The 12,733-nt window shown below is 63.6% G+C and carries 12 protein-coding genes; 8 read left to right on the forward strand and 4 right to left on the reverse strand.

Features of this window, described 5'->3' with window-relative positions; genetic code table 11:
• Positions 1–110 precede the first annotated feature (110 nt).
• Both glmU and WA950_RS12815 read right to left on the reverse strand, forming a co-directional pair.
• Positions 111–1,490, reverse strand: coding sequence for a bifunctional UDP-N-acetylglucosamine diphosphorylase/glucosamine-1-phosphate N-acetyltransferase GlmU (glmU, locus tag WA950_RS12810; protein WP_424552093.1), 1,380 nt, complete (start codon positions 1,488–1,490; stop codon positions 111–113).
• 80 nt (positions 1,491–1,570) lie between these two features.
• Positions 1,571–3,217, reverse strand: coding sequence for a Na/Pi cotransporter family protein (locus WA950_RS12815; RefSeq protein ID WP_424552094.1), 1,647 nt, complete (start codon positions 3,215–3,217; stop codon positions 1,571–1,573).
• A gap of 281 nt (positions 3,218–3,498) precedes the next feature.
• Here WA950_RS12815 and WA950_RS12820 point away from each other — a divergent pair, with 281 nt between their 5' ends.
• From WA950_RS12820 to WA950_RS12855, 8 genes are all read left to right on the forward strand, one after another.
• The gene (locus WA950_RS12820) at positions 3,499–5,388 is read left to right on the forward strand and encodes a SurA N-terminal domain-containing protein (protein ID WP_424552095.1); all 1,890 of its coding nucleotides are present in this window, start codon (positions 3,499–3,501) and stop codon (positions 5,386–5,388) included.
• A gap of 15 nt (positions 5,389–5,403) precedes the next feature.
• Complete coding sequence (gene trpD, locus WA950_RS12825) at positions 5,404–6,426, forward strand: anthranilate phosphoribosyltransferase (protein WP_424552096.1); 1,023 nt, start codon at positions 5,404–5,406, stop codon at positions 6,424–6,426.
• 8 nt (positions 6,427–6,434) lie between these two features.
• Positions 6,435–7,250 carry an indole-3-glycerol phosphate synthase TrpC gene (gene trpC / locus WA950_RS12830; RefSeq protein WP_424552097.1) on the forward strand — a complete coding sequence of 272 codons (816 nt, stop codon included), beginning with the start codon at positions 6,435–6,437 and terminating at the stop codon, positions 7,248–7,250.
• Positions 7,247–7,741: a cyclic pyranopterin monophosphate synthase MoaC gene (gene moaC, locus WA950_RS12835; protein WP_424552098.1), complete on the forward strand. Its 495-nt coding sequence runs from the start codon at positions 7,247–7,249 to the stop codon at positions 7,739–7,741. Before trpC ends, moaC begins: the two co-directional genes overlap by 4 nt.
• On the forward strand, positions 7,741–8,964 hold the full coding sequence (gene glp, locus WA950_RS12840; protein WP_424552099.1) for a gephyrin-like molybdotransferase Glp: 1,224 nt from the start codon (positions 7,741–7,743) through the stop codon (positions 8,962–8,964). The genes moaC and glp overlap by 1 nt, the downstream gene beginning before the upstream one ends.
• A 434-nt stretch (positions 8,965–9,398) precedes the next feature.
• On the forward strand, positions 9,399–9,923 hold the full coding sequence (locus tag WA950_RS12845; RefSeq protein WP_424552100.1) for a DUF992 domain-containing protein: 525 nt from the start codon (positions 9,399–9,401) through the stop codon (positions 9,921–9,923).
• A gap of 74 nt (positions 9,924–9,997) precedes the next feature.
• The gene (locus tag WA950_RS12850; protein WP_424552101.1) at positions 9,998–10,264 is read left to right on the forward strand and encodes a hypothetical protein; all 267 of its coding nucleotides are present in this window, start codon (positions 9,998–10,000) and stop codon (positions 10,262–10,264) included.
• Between the two features lie 25 nt (positions 10,265–10,289).
• Positions 10,290–10,637, forward strand: coding sequence for a hypothetical protein (locus tag WA950_RS12855; protein WP_424552102.1), 348 nt, complete (start codon positions 10,290–10,292; stop codon positions 10,635–10,637).
• An 88-nt stretch (positions 10,638–10,725) separates the two neighbouring features.
• Here the strand turns inward: WA950_RS12855 and WA950_RS12860 are convergent, their stop codons facing one another.
• Together WA950_RS12860 and WA950_RS12865 are read right to left on the reverse strand one after the other, a co-directional pair.
• Complete coding sequence (locus tag WA950_RS12860; RefSeq protein WP_424552393.1) at positions 10,726–11,433, reverse strand: FadR/GntR family transcriptional regulator; 708 nt, start codon at positions 11,431–11,433, stop codon at positions 10,726–10,728.
• Between the two features lie 200 nt (positions 11,434–11,633).
• Positions 11,634–12,704, reverse strand: a complete 1,071-nt coding sequence (locus WA950_RS12865; protein ID WP_424552103.1) for a BMP family ABC transporter substrate-binding protein — start codon at positions 12,702–12,704, stop codon at positions 11,634–11,636.
• Positions 12,705–12,733 lie beyond the last annotated feature (29 nt).

Consider the following 12,733-nt stretch of genomic DNA (forward strand, 5'->3'; position numbering starts at 1 on the left):
CCGAAGTATTTCGATTGCGCTCTGTTCGTAGAGTTTTTTTGCGGTGGCGCAACTCGCCCGCACTCACTTTCGATTGCAACCGTTAATGTGGGCGCGCCCAATGGGCTGACTTACGGTGCCGCCTTTTTCTTTGCATCCTTGATCGCCTGGTTGCGTTCGCGGATGAGCACGGCGCGGCCCTCCTTGTTTTCCTGCCGGGCGCGGGCGAAGGCGACGGCATCGTCCGGCACATCGGCGGTGATGACGCTGCCGGACGCGATATAGGCGCCGTTGCCGATCGAGACCGGGGCGACAAGCGACGTGTTGGAGCCGATGAAGGCACCATCGCCGATGCGCGTCAGATGCTTGTTGATGCCATCATAGTTGCAGGTGATCGTGCCTGCCCCGACATTCGTATGCGCGCCGATGACGGCATCGCCTATATAGCTCAGGTGATTGACCTTCGCGCCCACGCCGATCTCCGCCTTCTTCACCTCGGTGAAATTACCGACCTTGGAGCCCTTGCCGAGATTTGCGCCCGGGCGCAGACGCGCATAGGGACCGATTTCGGCATCCGCCGAAATATGCGCGCCTTCGATATGCGAGAAGGAATGGATGAGCGCGCCGCCCTCCACGGTCACGCCGGGTCCGAAGACGACATTCGGCTCGATGGTCACATCGCGGCCGATTTTCGTATCATGGGAAAGAAAGACGGTTTCCGGCGCGATCATGGAAACGCCGTCGATCATCATTTCGAGGCGGCGGCGCTCCTGCCAGAGCCGCTCGATGACGGCGAGTTCGGCACGCGTGTTGCAGCCGGTCAGTTCCTCTTCCGGCGCTTCCACCGCAATCGCGTGGCCGCCCGCCGCGCGCACGACCTCCACGATATCGGTAAGATAGTACTCGCCCTTGGCATTCGCGTTGCCGATCTTACCGATGAGATCGAGCGCCTTTCGCCCGTCGATGGCCATCAGCCCGCCATTGCAATAGGTGATCGCCCGCTCCGCCTCGCTCGCATCCTTGTGCTCGCGGATCGCCAGCAATTCGCCGTCCTCGACAATCAGCCTGCCGTAACCGGTGGGATCGGCCGTTTCGAAACCGATGACGACGACGTCGGCACCGTTGGCGAGGCCGTCACGCGCCGCGATCAGCGGCGTCTCGGTGATCAGCGGCGTGTCGCCGAAAACGACGAGCACGTCGTCATAGCCCCTGGCGATCGCGTCCCGCGCGGCAAGAACCGCGTGCGCCGTACCGAGCCGTTCGGTCTGAATGTGGACGGAATTCGTGACGGCCGCATTCTTCGCGGCAGCCTCGACCTTTTCAGCGTCACGGCCAAGCACCAGCGCGATATCGGAAATGCCGGCCTTCGCCAGCGCATCGACCACATGGGCGATCATCGGCCGGTTCGCAACGGGATGCAGCACCTTCGACTGGGAGGACTTCATCCGCGTGCTCTCGCCGGCCGCAAGGATAACGGCCAGGCAGTTGCGCTTCGTCCGGTCTGCGGTCATGAGAATCCCTCGTTCACCCGTATTCGTCGCCGTTCCTTAGCAAAAAGCGGTAGAAAGAGACAAAGGGATTTCTCGGTTGTTCAACTGGTGCTGCGCAGGCGGCTCTCCGTGAGCAGGCCGCTCTCGTCGAGAATCGGATAGGCGACGGAGACAAGGTGCGCATTGACCCGCTTCAGGTCGCGCAGCATGTCGAGATGCAGCGAACTCGTCTGGAGACTATCGAGCCGGCCATCACGCAGGCGCTCCAGATGCCGCTCGGAGGACTGCTTTTCCATGCGCCGCACATCCACCTTCACCTCCATGAGCTGGCGGGCGAGCCCTGCATCCCGCGTGACGAAAATCGTCTGGGCGATGCGCAGGTTCTCGATGGTGAGGTTGAAGAGGTTGACCAGTTCCTTGTAGCCGTCGTCGGAAAACTTCAGGCCATTGACCACCTTCTTGCGCACCTGCTCCTGCAAGCCCTTTTCGATGATGTCGCCGACATGCTCCAGGTTGATGGCATAGTCGATGATGATGATCGAGCGGGCGGCGCAGTCGCCGCTGACGCCCTGCCGGCCCAGGCGGGAAAGATAGATTTTCACCTCCTGCTGCAAAACGTCGACCTGCTGCTCCAGTTCGCCGACATCCTTCAACGGCACCAGATTGTTGTCGTTGAAGGCGCGCATGGTCCGGATCAGCATGGCCTCGATCAGGTCGCCGACGCGCAGAACCTCGCGGGTTGCCCCGGAAAGCGCGACGACCGGGCTCGAAAGCGCGGTATCGTCCAGATATTTCGGTCCGGTTTCCTCCGTCTTGTCCTCCGGAACAAGCTTTTCCATCAGGCGCGACAGCGGGCTGGAAAGCGGCCAGAGCACGAGGGCGACCACGAGATTGAAGGCAAGGTGCACGTCGACGGGGAGCTTTGTGGCCGGAATCGGCAGCAGGGCGAGGAGTTCGGCCACCTGTCCCGCAAAGGGCAGGACGACAAGGCACCCTGCCCCGCGCACCAGCAGGTTGCCGAGCGTGACGCGGCGGGCGGAGGCCGCGGCCTTGAGCGTCGCGATAACGGGCGGCACCGCGCCGCCAAGATTGGCGCCCAGAACGAGAATGACCGTGAGGGCGGGCGAGAGGATTCCCATCGCCGACAGCGACAGGATGAGAACGACGACCGCAAGGCTCGAGGAAGAGATGATGGCAAGCACGGTCGAAAAGGCGAGCGCTGCCGGCCACGCCCCGTCAAGCAGCTTGAGGAACGCGGCGAGCGCCGGCGACTGGCGCATCGGCTCGGTCGCAAGGCTCAGCAGGTGCAGCGAGAGCAGCATCAGGCCAATTCCGACGAGCGCGGAACCAAGGCCCTGCCGGGCGGTGGAAGTGGATGATTTGTACAAGACCACGCCGACGAGGATGATGAGCGGCGAGATCGATTCGATACCGGTCGCGACCAGCCATGCGGTGACGGCCGTGCCGACATTCGCGCCGAGCAGGACGATCTGCGCCATCCGCGCCCGAACGAGGTTCTTTTCCACGAAGGAAGCGATCATCAGCGCCGTCGCCGTCGAGCTTTGCAGGGCAATCGTCGCGACGAAACCGGCGAAGAACGAGCGGAACGGCCCTCGTGTGCCAAGTGCCAGTCCCGAGCGCAGCTTGGCACCAAACGCCCGCGTCATGCCGTCCTTCACCTGTGCGAGGCCGAACAACAGCAGCGCGACCGCGCCGAAAAGATTGATCATGACGACAGTGGATTCCACGTCTTCTGCCCTCCCTGCATGCAGTCGCGGACGGACTCACCGGAGCGATCCCGTATCCGACCACGAATTTTCAAATTATGACAGTGCAATCGAGCCGGAATATGCCAATAATTTCAAAAAAATTTCATTTGCCGGCAAAGGAAATCGTCACTTCCTGACTGATTTGCGGCAGCCCCGTTTTGTGTCGCAATGCGCGCAAGCTGCGCACTTCAATTCCTGCGAACTTTCCGCTAAGAGACGTTTTCCGGCCGCATGGCCGCGCATATGAGGAAAATTAGACGATGCTCGACGCCCTGAGACGCGCCTCCCGGACCTGGGTGGCAAAAGCCCTGCTGATCGTTCTGGTCGGTTCCTTCGCAGTCTGGGGCGTTTCGAGCTCTCTCGTCACCGGTACGTCCAGCGCCGTCGTCACGGTCGGCGACGTCAAGGTTTCGCCGACGGATTTCCGTCTTGCCTATGAGCGCCAGGTCGCCACGATGTCGCAGCGCTTCGGCACGCGGCTCAATGCCGAGCAGGCGCGCGCCTTCGGCGTCGAGAACCAGGTCTTTGCCGAACTGGTCGCCGGCGCGGCGCTGGATCAGCTTTCCCGCGACATGAACCTCGGCCTTTCCGAAGGCCGTCTCGCCCAGCTGATTGCCGACGACCCGGCCTTCCGCGGCGTCAATGGCCAGTTTGACCGCATGGCCTTCTCGGCCGTGCTGCGCAATGCCGGCCTTCGCGAAAACGACTACATCAACAATCGCAGCCAGGTGGCGATCCGCACCCAGGTCGTGGAAGCCGTCTCCGATGGCTACAAGGCCCCTGAAGTGCTGACCAATGCGCTGCGCCAGTACCGCAACGAAGCACGCACCATCGATTTCCTGCTGCTCTCCAACGCCAATATCGACCCGGTCAAGGCGCCGGGCGATGACGTGCTTGCTCCCTGGTTTGAAACCAACAAGGCCAAGTACCGCGCACCGGAATTCCGCAAGATCGTCTATGTCGCGCTCGAGCCCAAGGACATCGTGGACACGGCTGCGATCACCGACGAGGCGCTGCAAGCCGACTACGAGTCAAGCAAGGAGAAGTACCGCACGCCGGCAACGCGCACCATCGAGCAGCTGACCTTTGCCGATCGCGCCGCTGCTGATGCCGCCGCTGCAAAGCTTGCTTCCGGCACGACCTTCGATGCCCTCTTTACCGAACAGGGCAAGACGGCTGCGGACGTCCTGCTCGGCGACTTCGCGCAGACCAACGTACCGGATCAGAAGCTGGCCGAGCCTGCCTTCGCCGTCACCGAAAATGGCGGCACGACGCCGGTCATCGACGGCACCTTCGGTCCGATCATCCTGCGCATCACCAACATCCGCCCGGAAAACCTCAAGACCTTCGACGAGGTGAAGGAAGAGCTGCGCAACGAGCTTGCCCTTTCCGAAGCGGCCAATGGCATTCTTGCGGTGCATGACCGCATCGAGGACAGCCGCGCCGAAGGCCTGAGCCTTGCGGAGGCGGCTGCCAAGAACAACCTCAAGGCCGTATCGATCGATGCGATCGACGCCCAGGGCAACGACCAGAAGGGCGAGGAAATCAACGGCCTGCCGGAAAAGGCCGCCCTTCTCGCCGAAGTCTTCAAGACGGAAGTCGGCACAGAAACCCAGCCGCTCAATGTCGGCCGCGAGGGCTATGCCTGGTTCGAGGTGCTCGACGTGATTCCGGATCGCGACCGCACGCTCGACGAAGTGCGCGAGCGCGTCGTCATCGACTGGACGGCCGAGCAGCAGCGCCAGACGCTCGCCAAAAAGGCTGAAGAGCTGGCCGAGCGCGTGCGCAAGGGCGGCGATCTTGCCGCCATCGCAACCGAGCTTGGCATGGTCGTCGAGAACAAGACTGGCCTTCATCGTGGCGCGCAGGACCCGGTCCTCGGCCCGGCAGCGGTCTCCGCGGCCTTCGCCGGTCCGGTCGGCCATGTCACCAACACGCCCGGCGTCGATGGCGAGGGCCAGATCCTCCTGAAGGTGACCGAAGTGAATGCGGATGCGACGACCGACGCGCTCGCCAATGACGACCAGCAGATCGCTGCCGTCGCGGGCGTCAGCGGCGACGACATCCTCGACCAGATGGTAAGCGCCTTGCAGACGGCCTATGGCGTCTCGATCAACCGGACGCTCGCCGAACAAAGCATCGCGCGGTAAGGGAGACGGAACCGCATGTCCGACCTGAAACCATATATCGCCAAGGTCGCCGCGGGCAGCGCGCTCGACCGCGAGGATGCGCGGGGCGCCTTCGAGATCATCATGTCGGGTGCGGCCACGCCCTCGCAGATCGGCGGCTTCCTGATGGCGCTGCGCGTGCGCGGCGAAACCGTGGACGAAATCTACGGTGCCGTCGGCTCGATGCGCGCGCGCATGCTGCCCGTCGACGTACCGGCCGATGCGATCGATATCGTCGGCACGGGCGGCGACGGCGCGGGCACCTACAATATCTCGACGCTCGCGGCGATCATCGTCGCGGGCGCTGGCGTTCCCGTCGCCAAGCATGGCAACCGGGCGCTCAGCTCCAAATCGGGAACGGCGGACGCGCTTTCCTGCCTCGGCGTGAAACTCGATATCGGCCCGGCGGAAATCGCCCGCTGCGTGCATGATGCCGGCCTCGGCTTCATGTTCGCCCAGCTTCACCATCCGGCGATGAAGCATGTCGGCCCGTCGCGCGTCGAACTCGGCACACGCACGATCTTCAACCTGCTCGGCCCGCTGTCCAATCCCGGCGGCGTCAAGCGCCAGCTGCTCGGTGTCTACTCGCCGCAATGGCTGGTGCCGCTGGCCGAGGTGATGCGGGACCTCGGTTCCGAGAGCATCTGGGTGGTTCACGGCTCCGGCCTCGACGAAATCACCACGACCGGCACAACGCAGGTCGCGGCCCTCGAAGACGGCAAGATCCGCACTTTCGAGCTGACGCCCGCCGACTTCGGCCTTCCCCAGGTGACGCTCGACGATCTTCGCGGCGGGGATGGCGCGCACAATGCGGCAGCCCTGCTCTCCGTGCTCGGCGGGGCGCACATGCCCTACCGTGACATCTCGCTTGCCAATGCGGCGGCCTCGCTCGTCATCGCGGGCAAGGCGGAAACGCTTGCCGGCGGCATGGCGCTTGCGACCGAGGCGCTTGAAAGCGGCCGTGCCCGCACCGCGCTGGAGCGGCTGGTCGCGGTTTCCAATGAAGGTCAGGCAGAGTAGGATTGGTCATGACCGATATTTTGAAGAAGATCGAAGCCTACAAGCTGGACGAGATCGCCGCCGCCAAGGCGCGTGTCGCACCCGCCGAGCTTCGCGCCCGCATCCGTGATCAGGAGCCGCCGCGCGGCTTCTTCGCAAGCCTCAAGGACAAAAAGGCCCAGGGCAGCTTCGGTCTTATCGCCGAGATCAAGAAGGCCAGCCCGTCCAAGGGCCTGATCCGCCCGGATTTCGATCCGCCGGCACTCGCCAGAGCCTATGAGGCCGGAGGCGCCTCTTGTCTTTCCGTATTGACCGATACGCCGAGTTTTCAGGGTGCCCCGGAATTCCTGACGGCTGCCCGTGAGGCCTGCGCGCTGCCGGCCTTGCGCAAGGATTTCATGTTCGACAGCTATCAGGTGCTGGAAGCGCGTGCCTGGGGCGCGGATTGCATCCTGCTCATCATGGCCTCGCTCAGCGATGATGCCGCGAAGATGCTGGAAGACGCTGCCTTCTCGCTCGGCATGGATGTACTGATCGAGGTGCATGACGAGGAAGAGATGGAGCGCGCGCTGAAGCTGAAGTCCAAGCTCGTCGGCGTCAACAACCGGAACCTTCGCACCTTCGAGGTCGATCTCGCCGTTTCGGAGAAGCTGGCCGGCATGGTGCCGGATGACCGCCTGCTCGTCGGCGAAAGCGGCATCTTCACCCATGCGGATTGCGAACGCCTCGGCAAGGTCGGCATTTCCACCTTCCTCGTCGGTGAAAGCCTGATGCGCAAGGACGATGTGACAGCCGCGACGCGCGAACTTCTGACCGGCGCTGCCGGCATGCTGGCGGCGGAATGACCGGGGACGACCGCACGCTCACCCATATCGATGCCTCCGGCGAAGCCAATATGGTGGATGTCGGCGACAAGGCGGAAACGGTGCGTGTTGCCGTTGCCGAAGGCTTCATCCGCATGGCGCCTGCAACGCTCGACCTCATCCTCAAGGGTGACGCCAAGAAGGGCGACGTGATCGGCACGGCGCGCCTCGCCGGTATCATGGCCGCTAAGCAGACATCGAGCCTCATCCCGCTCTGCCATCCCCTGATGCTGACCAAGGTGGCGGTGGAGATCCGCGAGGATCGCGCCCTGCCCGGCCTGCGCGTCGAGGCCATGGTGAAGCTTACCGGCCGCACCGGCGTCGAGATGGAGGCGCTGACCGCCGTCAGCGTGACCTGCCTCACCATCTACGACATGGCCAAGGCGGCTGACCGCGAGATGGAGATCGGCGGCGTCCGGCTTCGTGAGAAATCCGGCGGCCGCTCCGGCGACTACAAGCGCGGAGACGTCTGATGTCGCTCCTTCCCGTCACCGACGCGCTCGATCACCTGCTGAACGCGGCGCGGCCGACGCAGCGGACGGAGAAGGTTGCGCTGCACGAGGCGCAGGGCCGCGTGCTTGCGGAAAATGTTGTCGCCCGCCTCACCCAGCCGCCCTTCGACAATTCGGCCATGGACGGCTATGCCGTGCGCCACTCGGACATCGCCGAACTCGGCTCCATCCTGAAGGTCGCCGGCATCTCTGCCGCAGGCCATGCCTTCGAGGGATCGGCAGGCCCCGGCGAGACCGTGCGCATCTTCACCGGCGCGCCGCTTCCCGCCTTCGCCGATACGGTGCTTCTGCAGGAGGACGCAGAGGTTTTGGAAGATGGCCGCATCCGCACCACCTTCCTCACGCCGAAAGGCCGCCATATCCGCCCGCGCGGACAGGATTTCTCCGAGGGCGACGTCGTGCTGAAGGCCGGCGACGTGCTCGATGCCGGCCGCCTGACGGTGGCCGCCGCGATGAACCATGCGACCCTGACCGTCTATGCCCGCCCGCGCATAGCCGTGCTCGCAACGGGCGACGAGCTCGTTGCGCCGGGCACGACGCCGGGCGCAAGCCAGATCATCGCCTCGAACACCTATGGTATCTCCGCCATCGCCCGTGAAGCCGGCGCGGAAATCATCGACCTCGGCATCGTCGCCGACGACAAGCAGGCGATGCTCGGGGCGGTGCGCCATGCGCTCTCTCTCGACATCGATGTTCTCGTGACGCTGGGCGGCGCCTCGGTCGGCGATTTCGATCTCGTGCAGCCGGTGCTCGGCGAGGCCGGGATGGAACTCGACTTCTGGCGCATCGCCATGCGTCCGGGAAAGCCGCTCATGGTCGGCCGACTCGGTGCGGTCCAGGTCGTCGGGCTGCCCGGCAATCCTGTTTCCAGCCTCGTCTGTTCCGTGCTCTTCCTCGAACCGCTCGTCCGCCGCCTTGCCCATTTGCCGGCCAAAAGCCGGGTGCGCAACGCGCTTACCGCCGTTCCGCTCAAGGAAAACGACCATCGGCAGGATTTCGTGCGGGCGAAAATCACCCGGGATGCGGCCGGCGACCTCAGTGTCACCCCCTTCACGAAGCAGGATTCATCCATGATGAAGATTTTTGCCGAGGCGGAAGGGCTGCTGATCCGCCAGCCCAATGCACCCGCTGCGGCTGCTGGCTCGGCCTGCCAGGTGCTTCTTCTGCGCGAACCTTCCGCCTGACCGACAGCTGCGGAACGCATATTCAGGAAGCGCTCTTGTTTTAAACACAATGACCACCTATATCACTGTCATCGGCATTGCTGATGAGCGCTGGAAGCTTCTGCCGCTCGCAATAGCCGGCATCACCCGATGCTTTTGACCACGGATGTACTGGCACTGGTGAACAGGTGATGATGAGGAAGGTCGGTGCGGTTTCGCCCCGACCTTTTTTGTTGCCCGTAACATCCCGTCTACCTTCCCGATCCCTCCGCGAAATTGCCAAACGCCATCCGGGCCATCGATCAGGCCAGAGCGAAGGACGCGGCACGCCCAGTTTCCTGTTGGCGGACGGGCATGTGCCCACACTCCGCCACGATCTTCGTCATGAGATGCCGGACGACCGGGAACCAATGCACCGGATTCGTCATTATCGTGCCATTAGAAGGAGTGCACAGATGAACAAGAAGCTTGGAACTGCCCTTGCGCTGACCCTTGCGCAGGCATTTGCAACAACAGCTGGCGCGGCGGATATGGTCGAGCGTGACCGGACGCCGGTCTATGTCGATCGCGGCGCGCGCGACGGCGTGAAGATCGGTGTGCTGACCTGCGACGTCGGTGGCGGCGTCGGCTATGTCCTCGGCTCGGCCAAGAGCGTCGATTGCGTCTTCAGCGCGACCAATGGCGAGAGCGACGCCTATTCCGGCGTGATCCGCAAGATGGGTGTTGACCTCGGCTTCACCACGCAGGGCCGCATCGTCTGGGCCGTCTTCGCACCGACGGCGGGCTATCACCAGGGTTCGCTCGGCGGCCTCTACCAGGGCGCAACCGCGGAAGCGACGGTCGGCGTCGGTATTGGCACGAACATCCTCGTCGGCGGCACGTCCGGCTCGATTCATCTGCAGACGGTCAGTGTCAGCGGCCAGATCGGGCTCAACATCGCGGCGACCGGCACATCGGTCACGCTGACGCCTCAGGGCTGAATATCAACGGGCGGCTTCGGCCGCCCGTTTTCTATGGTATGCCATGTGGTAGATTGCGCCGAGAGGTATAAGTCATGATCCGCATCGCCCTGCCCCTGCTTGCCGCCCTTGCCCTTTCCGCCTGCACCGCCGCGACAGGCTACGGTATCGAGCCCATCCCCGGCAGCATCACCTATGGCGGCCACCAGCCGCGCACGAAGCTCACCAAGGCGCCCGTCGGCAGCACGTTCGAACACAGGTTCTACGACGGCCCGGGCCGGCAGGTGTTCGAGACCTACCAGATCCAGCCCGACCGCTCGATTCTTTTGATACGCCGCCGCGTGCGTCTTGATTACTTCTGACGCTGGTATGGCAATGGAGGACGACATGCTGGAAAGCACCGACACGGAACTCGAGGACGAACGGCTGAAGCAGCTCGACATCCTGGCCGAAGAGCGGCGGATGACGCCGCCGGACCTGATGGCTCACTATGCCTCCGGCACGTTCGGCTTCCATGAGGCCGTGCATACCACGTCCATCGTGCTCGATCTGGTCGACGAACAATTGCTCCACCATCCCGCCATCGCCGGAAATACCGAGTGGTTCCGGCTGGCGGCGCGGGCGAGCGAGGCCCTGTTCAATCTCTACCAGTCGATGGGCGCGGCGCAACTCGCCACCCCCGCGTCCGACGAAGGCAAGCGGCCGGAAGAGCTGAATGCGAGCAACGACGACTGATCCTCGGGCCACTTCAGCTTGCCGCCGGATCAGCAAAACTTTGTTTTCGATGTAATTGCGGGCAGGCCGCTGCCTTACTCTGGCCGGGCTATTTTCCGTCGCGCAGCGCCTGCACGACCCGCTCGCGGCCGACCTTGATGACATTCTCCATGGCGCGGCGCGCGCCCTCCTCGTCGCGTCTGTCGATCTCCTCGACGATACGGATATGCGTGACAGCCACATCGCCCATCTTGTCGCGATCGGTAGCGGGCGAGCTGAGCTTGAAGGCGCCGACGAGCGCTGCCTCGATCAGGCTGCCGACAGTGCGCAGGAACGGGTTGCGCGAGGTCTCCAGAACCGACAGGTGGAATTTCAGGTCCGCCATGGCGAGCGTCTCGGCCGTATGATCGAGATCGCCCATGGCGACGGCAAGCCGCATCATCTGGCTGATGTCGGCCTCCGTGGCATGGCGCGCGGCAAGCGCCGCGGCATGCGGTTCGAAGGCAAGCCGCACTTCCGAAAGATGCAGCAGGAAATCCTCGTTTATGCCGACCGCGAAATACCAGGTGAGGATATCGCTGTCGAAGAGGTTCCATTGATTGTTGGGCGTCACCCGCGTGCCGATACGCGCCCGCGGCACGACAAGGCCCTTGGCGGCGAGTGTCTTCATCGCCTCGCGCAGTACGGTTCGCGATACCTTGAAGCGGGCGGCAAGCTCCGCATCGCCCGGAAGCGTCGCGCCGACGGGGTATTCCCCCGCGATGATGGCCCGGCCCAGCTCGTTGACCACCTGCGCATGACTGGTGCGCGTGTTCATCCCGCTGATGACCGTCTCAAGCAAACCCTTGCGCAAGAACCTTCCCCCCTCCGTCCCGGAGCACCCCTTTTGTTCCGGGACCAACCGGCATGATATAGAGCGCCGCGTCGATTCCGCAAAGTACGATCGTGTCGCATCCCCGCGCAAACGAAAAAGGCGCCTCATCGAGGCGCCTTTCCGCATGGTCGGTGCGTCTCTGCTTACTTCGGCAGCTGGTCGTCGACGCCGGCGATGTAGAAGTTCATGCCGAGCAACGTGCCATCGTCGGAAACGGCGCCGGCAGCCAGCCAGTCGGAACCGTCCTGCTTCTTGATCGGGCCGGTATAGGGATGCAGTTCGCCCGAGCGGATCTTCGCTTCGGCTTCCTCTGCAAGCTTCTTCACGTCATCGGGCATGTTGGTGTAGGGCGCCATGGTGAGGATGCCGTCCTTCAGGCCGTCCCAGACCGCCTCGGACTTCCAGGTGCCGTCCAGAACCGCCTTGGTGCGCTTGATGTAGTAGGCGCCCCAGGTATCGACGATGGCGGTCAACTGGGTGTTCGGGCCAGCTGCGATCATGTCGGATGCCTGGCCGAAGGCCTTGATGCCACGCTCGGCGGCAACCTGCATCGGCGCGGTCGTGTCCGTGTGCTGCGTCAGGATGTCGACGCCCTGGTCGATCAGCGCCTTGGCGGCATCGGCTTCCTTGCCGGGGTCGAACCAGGTGTTCGCCCAGATGACCTTGACCTTGAAGTCCGGGTTGACCGACTGCGCGCCGTGCACGAAGGCGTTGATGCCCATGACGACTTCCGGGATCGGGAACGAGGCGATGTAGCCGGCGACGCCCTTCTCGGACATCTTGGCGGCGATCAGGCCCTGGATGTAGCGGCCTTCGTAGAAGCGCGCATTGTAGGTCGCGACGTTCGGGGCGGACTTGAAGCCCGTTGCGTGCTCGAACTTCACGTCCGGGAACTTTTCAGCGACCTTGATCGTGGCGTCCATGAAGCCGAACGAAGTGGTGAAGACCATCGCGCAGCCGGAACGGGCCATGCGCTCGATCGCGCGTTCGGCATCCGGGCCTTCCGGAACGCTTTCAAGGAAAGGCGTTTCGATCTTGTCACCTAATTCGGCCTGGAGCGCCTGGCGGCCGATGTCGTGCGCCTGGGTCCAGCCGCCGTCCGTCTTCGAGCCGACATAGATGAAGCAGATCTTCGTCTTGTCCTGGGCGCTGGCGGCTGCGGCAAAGCCGAGTACAGCGGCCGATGTTGCGAGAGCGAGAATGATTTTCTTCATTTTATCCTCTGTTGGTTTGGAGTGGTTGT

The organism is Shinella sp., assembly GCF_049651085.1.
Taxonomy (GTDB): domain Bacteria; phylum Pseudomonadota; class Alphaproteobacteria; order Rhizobiales; family Rhizobiaceae; genus Shinella.